Raw genomic sequence first — 20,456 nt, 5'->3', positions numbered from 1 at the left:
CCGAGCAGGCCGAAGGGCCGGGTTCCCGAGGAACCCGGCCCTTCCTGGCTGCTACGGCGTCACAGCCACCGTCACGTCACTTCTTGCGGCGCCGCCCGCCACGCGCCTGCTTGCGCCGCTCCGCGCGCGTGAGACCGTCGGCCTCGGAGCGCACCGGCTCGTCGCCGTTGTCGAAGTCGCCCTCGACGATGTCGCCCTCACCGTCCACCTTGGGCGCGGTGTAGTGCAGCCGGTCCGGGCGGCGCGGAGCCTCCAGGCCCTTGGCACGGATCTCGGGACGCGCACCCGCCTGCGCCGGCACCGCGTCCTTCTTCTCCAGGTCGGCCACCGGCTTGGTGTCCTCGACCGGGACCTCCTCGACCTGCTGCTCGACCTGGACCTCCAGGTTGAACAGGTAGCCGACGGACTCCTCCTTGATGCCCTCCATCATCGCGGTGAACATGTCGAAGCCCTCGCGCTGGTACTCGACCAGCGGGTCCTTCTGCGCCATGGCGCGCAGGCCGATGCCCTCCTGGAGGTAATCCATCTCGTAGAGGTGCTCGCGCCACTTGCGGTCCAGGACCGACAGCACGACCCGGCGCTCCAGCTCACGCATGATCTCGGAGCCGAGCTGCGCCTCACGCGCCGCGTACTGCTCGTGGATGTCGTCCTTGATGGACTCGGAGATGAACTCGGCGGTCAGCCCGGCACGGTCACCGGCCGCCTCCTCCAGCTCGTCGACGGTCACCTTCACCGGGTAGAGCTGCTTGAAGGCGCCCCACAGCCGCTCCAGGTCCCACTCCTCGGCGAAGCCCTCGGCGGTCTCCGCGCCGACGTACGCGTCGATCGTGTCGTCCATGAAGTGCTGCACCTGCTCGTGCAGGTCCTCGCCCTCCAGGACGCGGCGGCGCTCGCCGTAGATGACCTCACGCTGGCGGTTGAGGACCTCGTCGTACTTCAGGACGTTCTTACGGGTCTCGAAGTTCTGCTGCTCGACCTGCGACTGGGCGGACGCGATCGCGCGCGTGACCATCTTGTTCTCGATCGGCACGTCGTCCGGGACGTTCGCCATCGACATCACGCGCTCGACCATCTGGGCCTTGAACAGGCGCATCAGGTCGTCACCGAGAGAGAGGTAGAAACGGGACTCGCCCGGGTCACCCTGACGGCCGGAACGACCACGCAGCTGGTTGTCGATACGGCGCGACTCGTGCCGCTCGGTGCCGAGGACGTAAAGGCCGCCGAGGTCCTTGACCTCCTCGAACTCCGCCTTGACCGCCTGCTCGGCCTTCTCCAGGGCGGCGGGCAGGGCCGCGGCCCACTCCTCGATGTGCTCCTCGGGGTCGAGGCCGCGCTGGCGCAGCTCCGCCTCGGCGAGGTCCTCGGGGTTGCCGCCGAGCTTGATGTCCGTGCCACGGCCGGCCATGTTGGTGGCGACGGTGACGGCGCCCTTACGACCGGCCTGGGCGACGATGATCGCCTCACGGTCGTGCTGCTTCGCGTTCAGCACCTCGTGCTGGACGCCACGCTTGGACAGCTGCTGCGACAGGTACTCGGACTTCTCGACCGACGTCGTGCCGACGAGGATCGGCTGGCCCTTCTCGTGCTTCTCGACGATGTCGTCGACGACCGCCTCGAACTTCGCGACCTCGGTGCGGTAGATCAGGTCCGACTGGTCCATGCGGATCATCGGCCTGTTCGTCGGGATCGGGACCACGCCGAGCTTGTAGATCTGGTGGAACTCGGCGGCCTCGGTCATCGCCGTACCGGTCATGCCGCACAGACCGGGCTGTTCCTTGCCGTCGTGGTCGTGGCGCTTGTAGAGGCGGAAGAAGTTCTGCAGGGTGATCGTGGCGAGCGTCTGGTTCTCGTCCTTGATGTCCACCCCTTCCTTCGCCTCGATCGCCTGGTGCATGCCCTCGTTGTAGCGGCGGCCGGCGAGGATACGGCCGGTGTGCTCGTCGACGATCATGACCTCGCCGTCGATGACGACGTAGTCCTTGTCCTTCTTGAAGAGCTCCTTGGCCTTGATGGCGTTGTTCAGGTAGCCCACCAGCGGCGTGTTCACCGACTCGTAGAGGTTGTCGATGCCCAGCCAGTCCTCGACCTTGGCGACACCGGCCTCGTGGATGGCGACCGTGCGCTTCTTCTCGTCGACGTCGTAGTCGCCGGTCTCCTCCAGGCCCTTGAGCTGGTTGCCCGCCTCGCCCTTCTTCAGGCGCGTGACCAGCTTGGCGAAGTCGCCGTACCACTTGGTGGCCTGGTCGGCGGGGCCGGAGATGATCAGCGGCGTACGGGCCTCGTCGACGAGGATGGAGTCGACCTCGTCGACGATGGCGAAGTTGTGGCCGCGCTGGACGAGTTCGTCCTTGGACCACGCCATGTTGTCGCGCAGGTAGTCGAAGCCGAACTCGTTGTTCGTGCCGTACGTGATGTCGCACGCGTACTGCTCGCGGCGCTGGGCCGGCGTCATGTTGGCGAGGATGCAGCCGACGCTCAGGCCCAGGAACTTGTGGACGCGGCCCATCATCTCCGAGTCGCGCTCGGCCAGATAGTCGTTCACCGTGATGAGGTGGACGCCCTGGCCGGACAGCGCGTTCAGATAAGCGGGCAGCGTACCGACGAGCGTCTTGCCCTCGCCGGTCTTCATCTCGGCCACGTAGCCGAGGTGGAGGGCCGCGCCGCCCATGATCTGGACGTCGTAGTGACGCTGGCCGAGAGCGCGCTTGGCGGCCTCGCGAACGGTGGCGAAGGCCTCGGGCATCAGGTCGTCCAAGCTCTCACCGTCTGCGTACCGCTGCTTGTACTCATCGGTGAGGGCCCGCAGCTCGGCGTCGGAGAGGTCGACGAAGTCCTCTTCGATGGAGTTGACCTGGTCCGCGATGCGGTGCAGCTTGCGCAGGATCTTGCCTTCGCCTGCACGCATGATCTTCGAGAGGACGGACACGGGGGTTGGTCTCCTTGCCGGTCGGGCCTGGGACGGTCGGTTTCCATTTGACTTGACTGAGCAACGGCCATCGTATGCGAGGACCCCGCCACGCCGGGAGCCTGCCGTGGACGCCGAACGTCCGCTGCTTCAAATCTCCGTCAAAGGGACAACGGCCGGGGGCTGCGGATGGTGCCGCGTTCCGGCGACGAATTGCGCGAAATGCGTTCGTGCGCTCACACACCGCATTAACGATGGCGCTTGGGACGGCCCCCGAGCAGAATCGGCCGATGGAACCCGTCACGCTCACCACCAGCCGTCTCCACATGCGCACGGTCGGCCCGAAGGACACCGACGCGGTCTACGAAGCCGCACAAGACCCCGAGATCCAGCGCTGGACCACGATCCCCTCGCCCTACCTCTACGAGCACGCCCAGAGTTTCGCGGAGCAACTGGTCCCCGAGGGCTGGGCGAACGGTTCGATGCTCACCTGGGGGCTCTTCCTCCCCGAAGGGGAGGACCTGGTGGGCATGCTCGGCCTCACGATGCGGTCCATGAGCGAGGCCGAAATCGGTTTCTGGGGCACGAAGGAGCACCGCGGCAACGGCTACATCACCGAGGCCGTCCTCGCCGCGTCCCGCTGGGCCTTCGTCCACCTGTCGCTCGACCGCGTGGAATGGCGCGCGGAGGTCGGCAACAGGCCCTCCCGCGCGGTGGCCGAACGCGCCGGCTTCGCCCTCGAGGGCACCCTCCGCTCCGCCATGGTCAACCAGGGCGTACGCCGGGACTGCTGGGTCGGTTCCCTGCTCCCGTCGGACCTGAGCCTGCCGTCGACGGCCCCGTACCTGCCGGCGAGGAACCAGCCCGCATAACTGCGCCCACGCCCCTCGTGCAGGCCCTCCACGGACAAATCCCCAGCTCACCCCGCACTGTCAGTGCCACCGCCTATCGTGCCGACCATGACGACCCTGCGCCCCACAACCGACCTCTCGGCCGACGAGGCCCGCCGGATCGCCCTCCGCGCGCAGGGCTTCCTCGGCACCCCCGACCGCAGGTCAGGCGTCCGCGGCATACTCCGCCACCTCGGCGCGGTCCAACTCGACACCATCTCGGTCCTGGCCCGCTCCCACGAGCTCATCCCGTACGCCCGCCTGGGCGCGGTGGGCCGCAAGACGGTCGAGAAGGCCTACTGGACGACTGCCGGCGCGGGCAAGCCGTCGGCGCAGCCGCACGCCTTCGAGTACTGGTCCCACGCCGCGTGCATCCTCCCCGTGGAGGAGTGGCCGCACTTCGCCTTCCGCCGCCGCGCCTACCGCAACCGGCCCCACTGGAACCACGAACTCCCCGACGGCGCCTACGACCAGGTGATCAAGCAGCTCCGCGCCGAGGGCCCCGTCACCGCGACCGAGCTGGGCGGCGCGAAGCGGACCAGCGAGTGGTGGGACTGGTCGGGCGCCAAGGTCGCCGTCGAACGCGCCCTGATGTACGGGGAGGTGGTCTGCGTCGAGCGCCGCGGCTGGAAGCGCGTCTACGACCTGGCGGAACGCGCCATCCCGGAAGCACTGCTGCACGACGAACTGGACGACGCCGAGTGCCTGCGCCGCCTGGTCCGGCTGGCGGGCCAGTCCCTCGGCGTGGGCACGCGCGCGGACATCGCCGACTACCACCGGCTCAAGGGCGAGCAGGTCGACGCGGTGATCGCCGACTCGGGCCTGGTGCCGGTCACCGTCGAGGGCTGGGGCAAGCCGGCCTGGGCCGACCCGGCGGCCCTGGAGACCCCTCCGCGCGGCCGCCACCGTACGACGCTGCTGTCCCCGTTCGACTCCCTGATCTGGGAGCGGGCACGCACAGAGCGGATCTTCGGCTTCACCCACCGCCTGGAGGCGTACGTCCCCAAGCAGAAGCGGGTCTACGGCTACTTCGCGATGCCGGTCCTGGCCGGTGGCCGCCTGGTCGGTCGCGTGGACCCGGCCCGCGAGGGCAGCACCCTGGTCGCCAAGCAGGTCACCCTGGACGGCCCGAAGGCGGTCCCGGCGGTGGCGCAGGCGCTGGTGGAGGCGGCGAGCTGGGTGGACTGCACGGACGTACGCGTGGAACGGGTCGACGCATCCGACCTGCGCGAGCCCCTCGCCATGGAACTCACTCGCTTGCTGGCGTGACCCCGAGGCGGCCGGTCGTCCGGCCTCAGCGGATCTCGAGGATCTTCTCCCGCATCGCGTACACCACGGCTTCCATCCTGGAGTGCAGCTGCAGCTTCTCCAGGATGTTGCGCACGTGGTTCTTCACGGTGTTCTCGGAGATGAACAACTCCTTGGCGATGTCCCGGTTGTTCATTCCCGTGGCCACGAGTTTGAGGACCTCCAGCTCACGGTCCGTCAGCCGCGGCGCGGGCACGAGCCGGCGCTCGTCCGTGCGCTGGATCATCGACTTGAACTCGGTGAGCAGCTTCGACGCCATGGAGGGGCTGATCTGCGACTGCCCGTCCGCCACCGCGCGAATGGCGGTGGCCACCTCGTCCGTGGAGATCTCCTTCAGGAGATAACCCGTCGCGCCCGCCTTGATCGCGTCGTAGAGGTCGGCCTCCTCGTCGCTGATCGTCAGCATGATGATCTTCGCGCTGGGGGCGACCTCCTTGATGGAGGTGCAGGCCTCGATACCGCCCCGCTTGGGCATCCGCACGTCCATCAGGACGATGTCCGGCAGCAGGTCAGCGGCCTTGTCCACGGCTTCCGCGCCGTCGCCCGCCTCCCCGACGACCTGGATGTCCTCCTCGGCCGCGAGCACGATCTCCAGTCCGCGGCGGAACAGGGCGTGGTCGTCGACGACGAGGACTCTGATCGGTTCCTTGCGTGGAGAGCCCGCGTCCGGGCCCATGCCGACGACATCGCCGTCGGCATCCTCGTCCCGCATCGGTCCGAAGCTGTCCGCCATCGTTCCTCCCCCTGAAGGCTGTGGCTGGTCGTCTGCCATCGCCAACCCAAGGCAGCGGCCCAACGATTGGGCCGGTGCGGCCATGATTCCATGCCGGGTCGACCCTACGGTGACGAGTGGGGCGCGAAGAGGTCGCACACCGGTGCCCCTGGGGGCGCACACCGCGCTCCAGGGGCACCGGCTCAGCTGTCAGCCGGGTGGGTCAGCCGCCCAGCGTGCCGCCTGCCGCGGGGGCCTGCGCCTGGGTGACCATCGGGTCCGTGCTGAGGTGAATGACGCCGTAGTCGTAGGCGTGACGCCGGTAGACGACGCTTGGTTCCTTCGTCTCCGAGTCGACGAACAGGTAGAAGTCGTGCCCGACCAGCTCCATCTCGTAGAGGGCCTGGTCGAGGGTCATCGGGGAGGCGACGTGCGTCTTCTCGCGTACGACGAGGGGGCCTTCGCCCTTTACTTCCAGCGAGCCGATCTTCTTGGTGGGAATTCCGTCCGGCTCTTCTTCCTGGAACGTGCGGCCATTGCCGTTGAGCGTCGCCGCGCCCGGTACGTGGTCGGGGACCTCGGCCGCCGTGAGTCGGCGTGCGCCTCGGCGCGAGAAACGCTTGTCGTGCTGCTTGCGCAGCCGGGCATCCAGCTTTTCCGCCGCGAGGTCGAGCGCCGCGTACGGATCGCTGGCCGCTGCCTCCGCCCGGATCACCGGCCCGCGGGAGCGGAGCGTGATCTCCACTCGGTCACAGCGGTCGGCCTGTCGCGGGTTGGGCTCCTTGGACACCTCGACGTCGAGGCTGATCACCTTGGCATCGAGCCTCTGGATCTTCTCCAGCTTCAGCTTCTCGGCCACGTGCTTGCGGAACCGCTCGGGCACCTCGGTCTTGCGGCCCTTGACGACGATGTCCACGCAGAACTCCGTTCCCGGATCGCCCCGCTCCATCGGCGGAGCATCTCCCTTTTGCACCAGGCTCCGGGGAACCCCGAAGCCTCGGACTCGGTGACTTCCACCTCCTCCTCCCCCATGGGCAAGATCTCCACCCCATGGCCGCGGGTGATTGCGCAAAACCCACGGCACGGCATTCGGATATGACGGGGATGGCCTGCGCCTTTCCCTCACAACCGAACATATCTCGCCCGGACGGATGTCGTCACCCTCTACTGCGGCGTACCTCCGTTCAGGTGAATTGACCCTCTCGTTACCTGCAACGATGCAAGTTCTCAGTCAGTTCCGGTTTATTTCGAAGGAATCCGGCGACGCAGCGACCACAGCCGCGCAGATCAGGTCTCGGGGCTGTCCTGGGCCCATGATTCCCGGCCTCTCACCCAACTGCCGCACTCTGCCCTCCGTCGATCCGGTTCTCCGTTCCCCTGTGCTTTCCCGACTTCCCGCCCGGTACACGGCTGTTGTCCGGCCAACGCTCGCACGGGGATCCGGGGTTGGCCGTGGGTATGGGTCCGTCCGGGCTGCGGATTCTGCCGTACGACTGCTGGGGCCCACCCTCTCCCGACCACCGGAGCCCACCCCCTCCGCCGCCGCCAAAGCCACCCGCACAGCCCTCGCCGCCTCCGCCAACGACGCGCCCGTCGTCATCAGGTCGTCGACGAGCACGACGGGGCCGCCCCCGGCGAGCAGCCGCGCTCCCCCAGGCGCCACCACCAGCGCACCCGCGAGATTGTCCAGCCGCTGCCGGGAGTTGAGCCCCGACTGATCGGCCACCCCACGCCCTTGCCGCAGCACAGCGAGCACGCGCGCCGGCGTCCCGGCCCGCCGCAGCTCACCGGCCGCCGCGAGCGCGATCCTCCGCGCCGGATCATGCCCTCGTGCCCGCACCGACCCGCGCGCGGACGGAACAGGGACGAGCAGCACAGGCGCCTCGGCGCCCCCCAACCGCCGCCCACCGTCGACCCTCACCTGCGAGCCCGGCGCGGCGGACGGAAGCGGAGCCGATGGCGGCGGCAGCGACGACAGCAGCCGCACAGCCGGACCCGACGCCCCGCCGCCGCGAGACGCACAGGCCCCCTGCAGCCCGGCCAGCACAGCCCCCGCCAGTGCCGCCCCGAGCGGCGCTGTGAGCGCCAGCGCACCGCGCTCCTTGTGGGCGAGCAGCACTGCCCGCGCCTCATCCGCGTACCGGGCCGCCGCGTGCACGACCGGCAGCCCGGGCGGCTCCGGCACCGGTCGCACCCGGCTCGGTACGGCCCCGCTCAGGACGGCACGGCACTCCGGGCAGAGCACCGTGCGAGGCCTTCCGCAGCCTCCGCACTCGGCCGGCAGCACCAGGTCGGTCAAGTCCTGCCACCACCCCCGCATGCCCACCACTGTGCCAACGTCGGCCCTGACCGACCACCCCTGTGGATAACCGCCTGTGGATAACCCGGGCCCGATGCGGCCTGCCCACTTCGGCCCCGAAACCGAGCCGCGTTCCTACCCACCACGCACCACGCACCGCACACCGCACACCGCACACCCCCGCACCCCCGCACCCCCGCACCCCCGCACCCCCGCACCCCCGCACCCAACACAAAACGGCCGCCCCCGACCGGAGACTCACCCCGGCCGAAAGCGGCCACCACACTCCCCGTCCCGATCCCAACAGCGGTCCGGGAAAAGCCTCACCCCGGATAGACCGGAGCCGCCCCGTCCGTCACCACCTTCTGCCACTGCGCCCCCGACGGCAGGCGCACGATCCCGTCCTCCGAGTAACCGACCAGCGGCAGGCGCGCGTCCTCGGACGCGGTGATCTCCTTCACCCCGCTGAGGGCCGCGGGCGCCGGCCCCTCCGGTGTGGAGCCGTCGACCTGCACGTACCGCATGGTCTGCACGCCGCCCTTCTCGCGCCCGACCACGACGAGCCGGCTGTCACCGGCCCACGACATGGCCGAGACCTCCTCCAACTCGGGCGTCGCGGAGCGCAGTTCGTGCACCGAGACGCTTGAGGGCTCCTCCGCCTTGTCGTCCTGGCCCCGTTCGATCCGACCGATGAGCAGCGACGACTTCTCGCCCTGCTTCACCACGAGCGCAATGCGCACACCGTCGGCGGCCACCTTCACCGACTCGATGCGCCCTTCGAGGCCCGGCGGCGTCTTCACCTCAAGAGGCTTGCCGACGCCCTCCTCCAGCAGGAGCAGCCGGGGGTTGCCGGGATTGCGGTCGGCAACCCACAGGTCGCCCTGGGCGTCCCAGCTGGGCGCCGAAAGCCGCTCCTCCGCTGTCGGGCCCGCGCTGCTCAGCTCCGGCTCTCCGAGCGGGCCGCCCGACACCAGCGCGCCGACGTACAGGTTCTTGCCGTCGAGGCCGACCCCGGCCGCCATGTCCTCGTCACGCGACACGGCCACGGACTTCAGCTGCACATCGCCGTCGCCCAGGGCGCCCGGCACAGGATCGGGCTCCGTGTCGCTGGTAGCGGCGGGAAGCCGTACGAGCCGGTGCTCGGCGTTGAGGAAGTACAGGTAGTCGGCGCGCTCCACCGACCCGCGCGCGGCGACGGCCTCCGCGCTCTCCTCGGTGAGCGAGCACAGCTGCCTGCCGTCGGATCGCAGGTCGACCTCGTCCACGGTGGGGGTGAGGTTCTGCAGGGTGAACAGGAGCTGGGCCGCCATCTCCTTGCACTGGGTCAGCCCGACCCGGGCCGCCTTGTCGTTCAGCTGCACGGTCAGTCGGTTCTGATCGTCGGGCGTCAGCGCGGTGACACCCTTCCTCAGTGCCGTGCCGGTGGGGAAGCTCGACCTGACCACCGGGTTGAGCCAGCTGGTGGGCCCCGTGAGCAGGGAGCGGACCATCTGCGTCATCGGGTCGACGTTCCTGCGCACGTAGACGGGGTCCGCGACGGCCGCCGTGTGCGGCGAGGTCCCGAGGGTGGTGTTCGTGGCGAAGTAGTACTTGTCGACGGACATGTAGTTGCGCTGGAAGTCCGACTTGCCCATGACGACGCCGCGCGGCGGGATGTCGATGCGCCACTGCTTCGTCTTCTTGTCCCGGATGAGGTGCATCGGCTCGCTGTAGTCCCCGTCGGCGGGCGCGTACGACTGCTGCGCGTCGACCAGGGCGACCTTGGTACCGGTCAGCGTGTAGGAGAGGCTGTCGGTCTCCTCCCGGCCCCCGACGCGTTCGACATCGGTGCCCGGTCCGTCGGCGAGCACCGTCGTGGACAGCAGCGGCTGCCACTTCTGCGCTGCTTCCTCGGTCAGGTACTTGCGCGCGATCTCGTAGTCCGGATCGTCGCTGGTCAGTGCCTCCAGGAAGCCCGACACGATCTCCGAGGACGAGGCGTCCTCGTGCGGCGGCATGGCGAAGACCCGCACCTGCGTGTCCTGTCGCGGCGTGGACTCGACGCCCCGCAGATCGCCGCTGTCGGGCATCGAGGCGCACCCCGTCAGCAGTACGGCGCCACAGGCGGCGTACGCCACCGCGCGCCCCGCCCCGCGCCGGGTGGCGCCCCTCTCGCGGTCAGCGGCCACGAGATGCCTCCCCATGCTTGCTCGACTCCCCGTCCTGTCCGGCTTCCTCGCTCGCCGGCTCTTGCCCACCGGGCGTCTCCTCCTGCCGCCGTGCGCCCGAAGCGGGCCGGGGCACCACGCGCGCTCCGTTGCCGGGCAGCGCCGTCGGGTCGGCTTTGGGGGCCGCCCCGCCCATCCGCGTGACCGGGTCCCTGGACGGCCTCGGGGGCGCCTGGTCCCCGTTGGGCTGGACCGGCACCGTCGCCGCCTTCTCGCTGCCACCGCTGGGCAGTCCGGCGTCATCGAGGCCGCGATTGCGCCGTGAGTCCTTGGGTTCCAGGGGTATCGGTGAGCCTCGCAGCGGCTCGTCCGCGGTCCGGGGCAGGGTCAGCCGGAACTGCGAACCGCCCCCGGGCTCGCCCCACGCCTGGAGCCAGCCTCCGTGCAGCCGCGCGTCCTCCAGCGCGATCGACAGTCCCAGACCCGTACCGCCGGTCGTACGCGCGCGTGCGGGGTCGGCCCGCCAGAAGCGGCTGAAGACGCGAGTCGCCTCGCCGGGCTTGAGTCCGACGCCGTAGTCGCGCACCGCGACCGCGACCGCCCCGCCCGCCGACGCGAGCTTGACGACGACGTCCCTGCCCTCGCCGTGTTCGACGGCGTTGACGACGAGGTTGCGCAGCACCCGCTCGACGCGCCGGGCGTCGGCCTCGGCGACGATGGGCTGCTGGTCGCCGACGACGCGTATCTGGGTGCCTTTGCGCTCGGCGAGCGGCTCGGCTCCGCTGACCACACGCCGGACGACCTCCCTGAGGTCGATCGGCTCGGCCTCCAGTGCCGCCGCGCCCGCGTCGAAGCGGCTGATCTCCAGCAGGTCGGCGAGCAGCGACTCGAACCGGTCCAGCTGGTCGGCGAGCAGCTCCGCCGAGCGCGCGGTCACCGGGTCGAAGTCCTCCCGCGCCTCGTGGATGACGTCGGCGGCCATCCGTACGGTCGTCAGTGGCGTCCGCAGCTCATGGGACACGTCGGACACGAACCGGCGCTGCATCCGCGACAGGTCCTCCAGCTGCTGGATCTTCAGCTGAAGGTTCTGCGCCATCTTGTTGAAGGCCTCACCGAGCCGCGCGATGTCGTCCTCGCCGGTGACCTTCATCCGCTCCTGCAGCCGCCCGGCGGACAGCCGTTCGGCGATCCCGGCCGCCATCCGCACCGGCGTGACGACCTGGCGCACCACGAGCCAGGCGATGGCTCCGAGGAGTACGACGACGAAGAGCCCGGCGGTGGCCAGCGTCCCCTTGACCAGGCTCAGCGACTTCTCCTCCTGGGTGAGCGGGAAGAAGTAGTACAGCTGGTACGGGTCTCCGTTGGGGTCGTTGACCTGCTTGCCGATGACCAGGGCCGGCTGGGCCTCCTTGTCGGCGGTGCGGTTGTAGACGATGCGGGTGTAGCTCTGGAAAGCCCCCATGTTGCTGTCGATCCGCTCGCGCAGGTCCTCGGGCACGCTCGCCGTCGGGTCCACGCCGCCGGAGGCTCGCGGCCCGCGGCCACCGCTGTCTCCTGCCGCGGAGGCAGGAAGGGTCACCACGTCGAAGGCGCCCTGGCCGCCGCTGGAGAGCGAGGAGACGAGGTCGCTCATCCACTGGATGACGTTCTGCTCGGAAGGCCCGTCGACCGTCCCGCCGTCGTCGACGGCTCCGGCCGCGGCCTCGTCGGCGCTCTTCTTGGCCGCGGCGAACCCGCCGGTGGCCTGACTCTGCGAGGCCTTCACCTTGGCGTCCAGCAGGCCGTTGCGCACCTGGCCGATGACGACGAAGCCCAGCAGCAGGACGACGCCGAGCGACATCAGCAGGGTCGTGACGACGACCTTGAGCTGGATGTTGCGCCGCCACAGCCGCATGACGGGCAGCAGCGGACGGCGCACCCAGCGCAGCAGGAGCCGAAGGACCGGACTGCCCTGCACCCCGCCCTGCAGCAGCCCTCCCTCGAGGAATCGTCCCCAGCGGGAGCCCGCCTTCTTCCGGCCGACAGGCCGCTCCGGACGGGCCCCGGTCCGACCGGGGGCCGAAGCGGCACTGTCCCCGGACATGTCAGCTCGGCCCTGCCTTGTAGCCGACGCCACGGACGGTCACGACGATCTCCGGCCGCTCCGGGTCCTTCTCGACCTTGGAACGCAGCCGCTGCACATGCACGTTGACCAGACGCGTGTCGGCCGCGTGCCGGTAGCCCCACACCTGCTCGAGCAGCACCTCACGCGTGAACACCTGCCACGGCTTGCGGGCCAGTGCGACCAGCAGGTCGAACTCCAGCGGCGTCAGCGCGATCGACTGCCCGTCCCGCTTCACGGAGTGCCCGGCCACGTCGATGACCAGGTCACCGATGGCGAGCTGCTCGGGCGCCGGCTCCTCGGACCTCCGCAGCCGCGCCCGGATCCGGGCGACGAGCTCCTTCGGCTTGAACGGCTTGACGATGTAGTCATCGGCGCCGGACTCCAGGCCCACGACGACATCGACGGTGTCGCTCTTCGCCGTCAGCATCACGATCGGCACACCGGACTCCGCCCTGATCAGACGGCACACCTCGATGCCGTCCCGCCCGGGCAGCATCAGGTCCAGCAGCACCAGGTCCGGTTTGGTCTCACGGAATGCGGCCAGCGCCTTGTCGCCGTCGGCTACGAAAGACGGCTCAAAACCTTCACCACGCAGCACAATGCCGAGCATCTCGGCCAGTGCGGTGTCGTCGTCGACGACAAGGACTCGTCCCTTCATAAACGACATCATCCCATTCTCATAACAGTGGCGAAGGCTCAGGTGAGATAGGTCACCGGCCAGTGACCTTAGTCGTACGCCGACGCCACTGTCTGCCCTCACTCAGACCACAGCGAGTGACATTTGAGAGGGTTCACCCCACTCTGCCCGAACTGGTGACACCAACCTCCGCCTCACAAAGTCGGCGTCACCTTCCGTGACCTGGCGCACAGCTCGGCCAGCGCCTCGGCCGTCACGGGCGACGCGGCACCCTCCTCGGTGACGATCGCCGTCACCAGCTCGGGCGGCGTCACATCGAACGCCGGGTTGTACGCCTGGGTCCCCAGGGGCGCCACCGGAATCCCGCCGCCCGGTTCCCCTCCCGCGACCGGCACCTGAGGCGCCACGATCTCGGTCACCTCGAAGCCAGGACGCTGCTCGACCTCGATGGACGCCCCGTCCGGTGTCTCCGGATCCACTGTCGTCGAGGGTGCCACCACGATGAACGGCACATGGTGGTAGCGCGCGAGCACGGCGAGCGGGTAGCTCCCCACCTTGTTCGCCACCGACCCGTCTGCCGCGATCCGGTCGGCCCCGATCAGCACCGCATCCACCTCACCGGCCGCGAAGAGGGACCCCGCCGCGTTGTCGGTGAGCAGCGTGTACGCCATCCCGTTGCGCGCCGCCTCGTACGCCGTCAGGCGAGCCCCTTGCAGCAACGGCCGCGTCTCGTCCACCCAGAGCCTCCTGAGCCGCCCGGCCCGGTGCGCCGCGAGCGCCACAGCGAACGCCGTGCCCTCCCCGCCCGACACCAGCGCCCCGGTGTTGCAGTGCGTGAGGATGCGGTGCCCACCACCGGGCAGCAGCTCGTCGAGCAGAGCCAGCCCTCGCTCAGCCATGCGTGCGCTGGCCTCGGCGTCCTCCTGGTGCAACGCCCGCGCCGCACCCAGCGCCGCAGCAGCGGCTCGCTCGGCATCCCCGCTCCCGGCGAGCTCGTCCCGGTACGCCGCCTGAGCTCTGCGCACACCGAGAGCGAGGTTCACCGCGGTGGGCCGGGCGCCTGCGAGTGACTCGGCGGCGTCGTCCACGTCGAAGCCGCGCGCTGCGGCGAGCGCGACGCCGTACGCCCCGGCGATCCCGAGCACCGGAGCCCCGCGCACGGCGAGCGAACGGATCGCCTCCACCAGCGCGGGCGCGTCGGTACAGACCAGCTCGACCTCCTCGGCCGGCAGCCTCGTCTGGTCGAGAAGGACCAGTACGGGACCTTCGGGTGGTTCGTCCCACCGGATCGCCGGGATCTCGTGCGGCTTGCTGTCCTCGCCGGATTGCGCGTGCTGATCAGCCATGCGGTCAGTCTGCCCCGTGTCCGGCGGACAATTGAAGGTGTGCAGCCCATACCGCGGCCGGTACCTCTGCGGCCGCCCCATGGCACGATGGCTGCCAACCTGCCGCCGCGACCGCGGACGGGCACCGTGAAGGAGCGACGATGAAAGACACTCCGGGCTGGGCCTCGCCCGGATCCGCCCCGTCCGACGGCCAGGAACCCGGCGCGACCGGCCCTGCCGAGCCCGCAGACCGTCCCGACCCCGCGCAGCAACCGGGAGCCGACCCACAGGGCCCCGGCTCGAAGTGGTCCAAGGAGCAGCCGCCGGCCGGCCAATGGTCCGCCCCGACCGGACCCGAGGCCCCTGGCCAGGCCCCGCCACCCCCACCGCCCGGCCCGGGCTGGGGCACCACCCCTCCTGCCGGCGGCGGGTACGGCGGTGACTCCCAGGGCTACGGCGCCCCCGGCGGATACGGCGCCTGGGGCAGCGCCTGGGGCAGCGGCTGGGGCGGCCCGCCGCCCGCTGCCAAGCCCGGCGTGATCCCGTTGCGCCCTCTCGGCGTCGGCGAGATCCTCGACGGCGCGGTCTCCACCATGCGCACCTACTGGCGCACGGTCCTGGGCATCTCCCTGACCGTCGCGATCGTGACGGAAATCCTCGTCATCCTCCTCCAGGGCTTCGTCCTGAACGACCTCGCCGGCAGTGAGGCCCTCAACGACCCGGACGCCACCCTCAGCGAGGTCACCCGGGCCACCGGCGACGCGCTGCTCAGCTCCAGCGTGATCTTCCTGATCTCGGTGATCGGCGCGATCATCGCGACCGCCCTGCTGACGACGGTCACCAGCCGCGCGGTGCTCGGCAAGTCCGTGACCACCGGCGAGGCCTGGCGCGACGCCCGTCCTCAGGTGCTGCCCCTGTTCGGCCTGCTCCTGTTGCTGCTGCTCATGACCTTCGGCCTGGTCCTCGTGGGTGCCCTGCCCGGCATCCTCGTGGTCGCCTCGGGCTCCGGTGCTGCGGGCGGGGCGCTCGCGATCCTGGGCATCCTCGGCGCGGGCATCGTCGCGATGTGGCTGTGGTTCCGCTTCTCCCTCGCCTCGCCCGCTCTGATGCTGGAGAAGCAGGGCATCATGAAGGCGCTGAGCCGCTCCGCGAAGCTGGTCCGCGGCTCCTGGTGGCGCGTCTTCGGCATCCAGCTGCTGGCCACGATCATCGCGAACATCGTCGCGGCGATCGTCGTCATCCCCTTCACCTTCCTCGCCGCCGCCTTCAGCGGTGACGGCACCACCGCATTCCTCGACGGCACAGGCGACTTCGGCTGGACGTTCCTCATCATCAGCGGCATCGGCTCGGTGATCGGCTCCATGATCACCTTCCCGATCACAGCCGGCGTCACCGTCCTGCTCTACATCGACCAGCGCATCCGCCGCGAGGCCCTCGACCTCGAACTGGCCCGCGCAGCCGGCGTCCAGGGCCACGGCACCGGCACCGGGACCCCGGGGAGCTGAACCGGTGAGCCTGGCGGGGGGAGTTCTCACAACAGCGTCAGCACTGTCGCTGACGGCACGCTCGGCCGACGAGCCACCACTGACGATCCCGCGTGATCCCGCGCGGGAGGCGGCCCGTCGCGAGCTGTCCAAGCAGATGTACCACGAGAACGAACCCAGCTGGTTCCAGCGGGCCCTGGACGCCTTCTGGGACTGGGTCGAGGACTTGTTCAACAGCGCCTCGACCGTGACGCCCGGGGGACCACTCGGCCTGGTCGTCGTCATCCTGGTCGCCGTCGCCGTCCTCGGCGCCCTGTGGTGGCGCCTGGGCACGCCGCGCCGCCAACCCACGTCATCCGCCGCTCTGTTCGACGAGCGCCCCCGCAGCGCCGCCGAACACCGGGCCGCCGCCGAGGCACACGCCGCCCAGGGCCACTGGAACCAGGCCGTCCAGGAACGCATGCGCGCCATCGTCCGCTCCCTCGAGGAGCGCGCACTCCTTGACGTACGCCCCGGCCGAACCGCGGACGAGGCCGCCGCCGAAGCAGGCCGCTCACTGCCCGCACACACAAACCGACTGCGCGCCGCCGCGCGGGACTTCGACGACGTGACATACGGCGGCAGGACCGCGACCCAGCAGGCGTACCAGCGCATCGCGGAGCTCGACCGCGACCTGGAGAACAGCAAGCCGCAGCTCGCGACCAGCGCCCCCAGTACGGCCCCCAACGCCCGCCAGGGAGCCGCCGAATGACCACCGAGGCCACGCCCACGTCCACCTCGGCCTCGCCCACCCCACGCCAGGTCTGGACACGCGCGCGAGGCATCGCCCTCGCCGTCGTACTCCTGCTCGTGGCGGCCGTCGTGATCGCCACGATCCGCTCCGACTCCCGGCACGGCGCCCTCGACCCGCGCTCCGCCGACCCCAAGGGCAGCCGGGCCGTCGCAGAACTCCTCGCCGACCGCGGCGTGGACACGCGCGTGGTGACCACACTGGACGACGCGCGCGCAGCCGCAGCCCCGGACACCACCCTCCTGGTCGCCTCCCCGGACCTGTTGACGCACCGTCAGCAGTCCTGGCTGCGCTCGTCGACCGCCGACTCCGGCGGCCGTACCGTACTCGTCGCCCCCGGCAGCTGGTCCGTCGAACGGCTCGTCCCCGGCGTCACCGCGGACCCCGCCACCAGCCTCGACTCCGAACTCTCCCCCGACTGCGCCCTGCCCGCCGCCCAGCGCGCGGGCACCGCCGACCTGGGCGGCGTCCGCTACACCACCACCCACCTCGACGCCGACGAGTGCTACCCGAGCGAGCGCCTCGCCACCCTGCTGCGCGTCCCCGACGCCACCGGGGACGGCGACGGCGACACCGTCGTCCTCGGCGCGCCCGACATCCTCAACAACGACCGCCTCGACGAGCAGGGCAACGCATCGCTCGCCCTCCAACTCCTCGGCTCCCGCCCCCATTTGGTCTGGTACCTCCCCTCGCTCTCCGACACGTCGGCCGCCGACACGGACGACGAACGCAGCTTCCTGGACCTGCTCCCCTCGGGCTGGCTCTGGGGCACGCTGCAGCTCTTCATCGCCGCAGCCCTGGCCGCCCTCTGGCGGGCACGCCGGCTCGGCCCCCTCGTGCCCGAAAAACTCCCCGTGGCGATCCGCGCCTCCGAAACCGTCGAAGGCCGCGCCCGCCTCTACCGCAAGGCGAACGCCCGCGACCGCGCGGCCGCCGCTCTTCGCTTCACCACCCGCACGCGCCTCGCCCCCCTCGTAGGTGTCCCCGTCACTCAGGCGCACACGCCCGAGGCCCTGCTCCCCGCCCTGTCCGCCCACCTCCACCAGCACGGGGACGGACAGACCCTGCACACCCTCCTCTTCGGCCCGCCGCCCAGCGACGACGCAGCACTCATCGCCCTCGCCGACCAACTCGACGCCCTCGAAAGAGAGGTACGCCGTCCATGATGGACCCGACCACTGACAACGCCGGGAACACCGGGGATCCGGGCAACGCCCGCGCCTCCCTGGAGGCCCTGCGCGCCGAGATCGCCAAAGCCGTGGTCGGCCAGGACCCCGCCGTGACCGGCCTCGTCGTCGCACTCCTGTGCCGCGGCCACGTCCTCCTCGAAGGCGTCCCCGGCGTCGCCAAGACCCTCCTCGTGCGCGCCCTCGCGTCCGCACTCGAACTCGACACCAAGCGCGTCCAGTTCACACCCGACCTCATGCCGAGCGACGTGACGGGCTCCCTCGTCTACGACACCCGCTCCGCCGAGTTCTCCTTCCAGCCCGGCCCGGTCTTCACCAACCTCCTCCTGGCCGACGAGATCAACCGGACTCCCCCCAAGACCCAGTCGTCCCTCCTGGAAGCCATGGAGGAACGCCAGGTCACGGTCGACGGCACCCCCCGCCTCCTCCCCGATCCGTTCCTCGTCGCGGCAACGCAGAACCCGGTGGAATACGAGGGCACGTACCCCCTCCCCGAGGCACAGCTGGACCGTTTCCTCCTCAAGCTCACGATCCCGCTGCCGTCCCGCCAGGACGAGATCGACGTCCTCACGCGCCACGCCGAGGGCTTCAACCCACGCGACCTGCGCGCCGCCGGCGTACGCCCCGTAGCAGGCCCCGCAGATCTGGAAGCTGCGCGCGCGGCGGTGGCCAAGACGACGGTCTCCCCGGAGATCACGGCCTACGTGGTCGACATCTGCCGAGCCACCCGGGAATCCCCCTCCCTCACCCTCGGAGTCTCCCCCCGCGGCGCCACGGCCCTCCTGGCCACCGCCCGCGCGTGGGCATGGCTCACAGGCCGCGACTACGTCATCCCGGACGACGTGAAGGCCCTGGCCCTCCCCACCCTCCGCCACCGCGTACAACTCCGCCCGGAGGCCGAGATGGAAGGCGTCACCGCCGACTCCGTGATCAGCGCGATCCTGGCCCACGTCCCCGTTCCGCGCTGATGGCACTCACCGGACGCGCCGCACTCCTCGCGGCCCTGGGTTCCGTCCCCGTAGGCATCTGGGACCCCAGCTGGACGGGGATCCTCGCGGTCAACGCCCCCCTCGTAGCGGCCTGCGCCTGCGACTTCGCGCTGGCCGCACCCGTACGCCGCCTGGGCCTGACCCGCTCCGGCGACACCTCCGTACGCCTCGGCGAAACGGCCGACGTCACCCTCACGGTCACCAACCCGTCCCGCCGCCCCCTCCGCGCCCACCTTCGCGACGCCTGGCCCCCCAGCAGCTGGCAGCCGGGCACAGAGGTAGCAGCCTCCCGCCACCACGTGACGGTCCCCGCAGGCGAACGCCGCCGCATCACCACCCGCCTACGCCCAACCCGCCGCGGCGACCGCCAGGCCGACAGCGTGACGATTCGCTCCTACGGCCCCCTACGCCTCTTCTCCCGCCAGGGCACCCACAACGTTCCCTGGACGGTACGGGTCCTCCCCCCGTTCACAAGCCGCAAGCACCTCCCGTCCAAACTGGCCCGCCTACGCGAGCTCGACGGCCGCACCAGCGTGCTCACCCGCGGCGAGGGCACTGAGTTCGACAGCCTGCGCGAATACGTCCCCGGCGACGACACCCGCTCCATCGACTGGCGTGCCACAGCCCGCCAGTCCACGGTCGCCGTACGTACCTGGCGCCCCGAACGCGACCGCCACATCCTCCTCGTCCTGGACACCGGCCGAACCTCCGCAGGCCGGGTCGGCGACGCTCCCCGCCTGGACGCCTCCATGGACGCGGCACTGCTCCTGGCCGCCCTCGCCTCCCGCGCCGGCGACCGCGTGGACCTCCTGGCCTACGACCGCCGAGTACGAGCCCTCGTCCAGGGCCGCACAGCAGGAGACGTCCTCCCTTCCCTGGTCAACGCGATGGCCACACTCGAGCCCGAGCTCATCGAAACGGACGCCCGAGGCCTCACAGCCACGGCTCTCCGTACGGCACCCCGCCACTCCCTGATCGTGCTGCTCACGGCACTCGACGCAGCCCCCATTGAGGAGGGCCTGCTCCCGGTGCTGTCCCAACTCACCCAGCGCCACACAGTTCTACTGGCATCAGTAGCGGACCCCCATATCGCACACATGGCAACCGCACGCGGAAACGCAGACGCCGTATACGAGGCCGCAGCCGCCGCCCAGGCCCAAAGCGAACGCCACCGCACGGCAGAACAACTCCGCCGTCACGGCGTCACAGTCGTCGACGCGACACCAGAAGAACTCGCGCCGGCACTGGCAGACGCGTATCTGGCCCTCAAAACGGCGGGACGCCTGTAACCGGAGGACATTCGACGTGGCCCTCCCCTCGGAGGGCCCTGAAATCATGCATTGCTTAAACCATCACAAACGCAGAAAGGCCCACACCATAAGGTGTGGGCCTTTCTCACAATTTGTTCGGCGGCGTCCTACTCTCCCACAGGGTCCCCCCTGCAGTACCATCGGCGCTGTAAGGCTTAGCTTCCGGGTTCGGAATGTAACCGGGCGTTTCCCTCACGCTATAACCACCGAAACACTATGAAACTGTCAGCCGCACCGCATGTGGCCATACGGGGCTGTTCGTGGTTTCAGAACCAACACAGTGGACGCGAGCATCTATGGACAAGCCCTCGGCCTATTAGTACCGGTCACCTCCACACGTTACCGTGCTTCCAGATCCGGCCTATCAAC

15 protein-coding genes and 2 rRNA genes are annotated in these 20,456 nt (G+C 70.1%); 7 read left to right on the top strand and 10 right to left on the bottom strand.

The window, feature by feature from the left end; genetic code table 11:
* Window positions 1-76 precede the first annotated feature (76 nt).
* Window positions 77-2,926, bottom strand: a complete 2,850-nt coding sequence (gene secA / locus ACFY5C_RS20435) for a preprotein translocase subunit SecA (RefSeq protein WP_389446145.1) — start codon at window positions 2,924-2,926, stop codon at window positions 77-79.
* 269 nt (window positions 2,927-3,195) lie between these two features.
* Between secA and ACFY5C_RS20430 the strand changes: the two genes are divergently transcribed.
* Window positions 3,196-3,777, top strand: a complete 582-nt coding sequence (locus ACFY5C_RS20430) for a GNAT family N-acetyltransferase (protein ID WP_389446143.1) — start codon at window positions 3,196-3,198, stop codon at window positions 3,775-3,777.
* An 87-nt stretch (window positions 3,778-3,864) separates the two neighbouring features.
* Complete coding sequence (locus ACFY5C_RS20425) at window positions 3,865-5,064, top strand: winged helix-turn-helix domain-containing protein (RefSeq protein ID WP_389446141.1); 1,200 nt, start codon at window positions 3,865-3,867, stop codon at window positions 5,062-5,064.
* 25 nt (window positions 5,065-5,089) lie between these two features.
* Here the strand turns inward: ACFY5C_RS20425 and ACFY5C_RS20420 are convergent, their stop codons facing one another.
* The 7 genes from ACFY5C_RS20420 to mtnA form a co-directional block, all read right to left on the bottom strand.
* Entirely contained in the window at window positions 5,090-5,836 is a 747-nt protein-coding gene (locus ACFY5C_RS20420) for a response regulator transcription factor (RefSeq protein ID WP_062156068.1), read from the bottom strand.
* Window positions 5,837-6,038: 202 nt separating this feature from the next.
* Window positions 6,039-6,731, bottom strand: coding sequence for a ribosome hibernation-promoting factor, HPF/YfiA family (gene hpf, locus ACFY5C_RS20415; RefSeq protein WP_383616714.1), 693 nt, complete (start codon window positions 6,729-6,731; stop codon window positions 6,039-6,041).
* Between the two features lie 315 nt (window positions 6,732-7,046).
* A complete protein-coding gene (locus ACFY5C_RS20410; RefSeq protein ID WP_389446139.1) occupies window positions 7,047-8,135 on the bottom strand; it encodes a ComF family protein in 1,089 nt (362 codons plus the stop codon).
* A 302-nt stretch (window positions 8,136-8,437) separates the two neighbouring features.
* Window positions 8,438-10,282 carry an LpqB family beta-propeller domain-containing protein gene (locus ACFY5C_RS20405; protein WP_389446138.1) on the bottom strand — a complete coding sequence of 615 codons (1,845 nt, stop codon included), beginning with the start codon at window positions 10,280-10,282 and terminating at the stop codon, window positions 8,438-8,440.
* A complete protein-coding gene (gene mtrB / locus ACFY5C_RS20400) occupies window positions 10,272-12,344 on the bottom strand; it encodes an MtrAB system histidine kinase MtrB (RefSeq protein WP_389446136.1) in 2,073 nt (690 codons plus the stop codon). Before mtrB ends, ACFY5C_RS20405 begins: the two co-directional genes overlap by 11 nt.
* Before the next feature lies 1 nt (window position 12,345).
* Entirely contained in the window at window positions 12,346-13,035 is a 690-nt protein-coding gene (gene mtrA, locus ACFY5C_RS20395; RefSeq protein WP_015659998.1) for a two-component system response regulator MtrA, read from the bottom strand.
* A 161-nt stretch (window positions 13,036-13,196) separates the two neighbouring features.
* Window positions 13,197-14,348 (bottom strand): S-methyl-5-thioribose-1-phosphate isomerase, encoded by a 1,152-nt coding sequence (mtnA, locus tag ACFY5C_RS20390; RefSeq protein WP_389446134.1) that lies wholly within the window; start codon window positions 14,346-14,348, stop codon window positions 13,197-13,199.
* Window positions 14,349-14,488: 140 nt separating this feature from the next.
* Between mtnA and ACFY5C_RS20385 the strand changes: the two genes are divergently transcribed.
* From ACFY5C_RS20385 to ACFY5C_RS20365, 5 genes are read left to right on the top strand one after another with little or no spacing between them, the layout of a single operon-like run.
* Window positions 14,489-15,832, top strand: a complete 1,344-nt coding sequence (locus ACFY5C_RS20385) for a glycerophosphoryl diester phosphodiesterase membrane domain-containing protein (RefSeq protein ID WP_389446132.1) — start codon at window positions 14,489-14,491, stop codon at window positions 15,830-15,832.
* Between the two features lie 4 nt (window positions 15,833-15,836).
* Window positions 15,837-16,562 carry a DUF4129 domain-containing protein gene (locus ACFY5C_RS20380; protein WP_389446130.1) on the top strand — a complete coding sequence of 242 codons (726 nt, stop codon included), beginning with the start codon at window positions 15,837-15,839 and terminating at the stop codon, window positions 16,560-16,562.
* On the top strand, window positions 16,559-17,767 hold the full coding sequence (locus ACFY5C_RS20375; protein ID WP_389446128.1) for a DUF4350 domain-containing protein: 1,209 nt from the start codon (window positions 16,559-16,561) through the stop codon (window positions 17,765-17,767). The genes ACFY5C_RS20380 and ACFY5C_RS20375 overlap by 4 nt, the downstream gene beginning before the upstream one ends.
* A complete protein-coding gene (locus tag ACFY5C_RS20370) occupies window positions 17,767-18,756 on the top strand; it encodes an AAA family ATPase (protein WP_389446671.1) in 990 nt (329 codons plus the stop codon). The genes ACFY5C_RS20375 and ACFY5C_RS20370 overlap by 1 nt, the downstream gene beginning before the upstream one ends.
* Complete coding sequence (locus tag ACFY5C_RS20365) at window positions 18,756-20,066, top strand: DUF58 domain-containing protein (RefSeq protein ID WP_389446126.1); 1,311 nt, start codon at window positions 18,756-18,758, stop codon at window positions 20,064-20,066. Before ACFY5C_RS20370 ends, ACFY5C_RS20365 begins: the two co-directional genes overlap by 1 nt.
* A 115-nt stretch (window positions 20,067-20,181) precedes the next feature.
* Here ACFY5C_RS20365 and rrf read toward each other — a convergent pair.
* Window positions 20,182-20,298 (bottom strand): 5S ribosomal RNA (rrf, locus tag ACFY5C_RS20360).
* A gap of 85 nt (window positions 20,299-20,383) precedes the next feature.
* Window positions 20,384-20,456 (bottom strand): 23S ribosomal RNA (locus tag ACFY5C_RS20355); the annotation flags it as partial.

This window comes from Streptomyces sp. NPDC012935 (genome assembly GCF_042900345.1).
Classification (GTDB): domain Bacteria; phylum Actinomycetota; class Actinomycetes; order Streptomycetales; family Streptomycetaceae; genus Streptomyces.
The sequence above is the reverse complement of the archived record's forward strand: the minus strand, read 5'-3'. Positions and strand labels throughout refer to the sequence as shown.

What these genes read in the sequence shown, in the direction of transcription:
- ACFY5C_RS20430 (WP_389446143.1), top strand. Translation starts at nt 3,196, where the DNA reads ATGGAACCCGTCACGCTCACCACCAGCCGTCTCCACATGCGCACGGTC.
- ACFY5C_RS20425 (WP_389446141.1), top strand. Translation starts at nt 3,865, where the DNA reads ATGACGACCCTGCGCCCCACAACCGACCTCTCGGCCGACGAGGCCCGC.
- ACFY5C_RS20420 (WP_062156068.1), bottom strand. Translation starts at nt 5,836, where the DNA reads ATGGCGGACAGCTTCGGACCGATGCGGGACGAGGATGCCGACGGCGAT.
- ACFY5C_RS20410 (WP_389446139.1), bottom strand. Translation starts at nt 8,135, where the DNA reads ATGCGGGGGTGGTGGCAGGACTTGACCGACCTGGTGCTGCCGGCCGAG.
- mtrB (WP_389446136.1), bottom strand. Translation starts at nt 12,344, where the DNA reads ATGTCCGGGGACAGTGCCGCTTCGGCCCCCGGTCGGACCGGGGCCCGT.
- mtrA (WP_015659998.1), bottom strand. Translation starts at nt 13,035, where the DNA reads ATGATGTCGTTTATGAAGGGACGAGTCCTTGTCGTCGACGACGACACC.
- mtnA (WP_389446134.1), bottom strand. Translation starts at nt 14,348, where the DNA reads ATGGCTGATCAGCACGCGCAATCCGGCGAGGACAGCAAGCCGCACGAG.
- ACFY5C_RS20385 (WP_389446132.1), top strand. Translation starts at nt 14,489, where the DNA reads ATGAAAGACACTCCGGGCTGGGCCTCGCCCGGATCCGCCCCGTCCGAC.
- ACFY5C_RS20375 (WP_389446128.1), top strand. Translation starts at nt 16,559, where the DNA reads ATGACCACCGAGGCCACGCCCACGTCCACCTCGGCCTCGCCCACCCCA.
- ACFY5C_RS20370 (WP_389446671.1), top strand. Translation starts at nt 17,767, where the DNA reads ATGGACCCGACCACTGACAACGCCGGGAACACCGGGGATCCGGGCAAC.
- ACFY5C_RS20365 (WP_389446126.1), top strand. Translation starts at nt 18,756, where the DNA reads ATGGCACTCACCGGACGCGCCGCACTCCTCGCGGCCCTGGGTTCCGTC.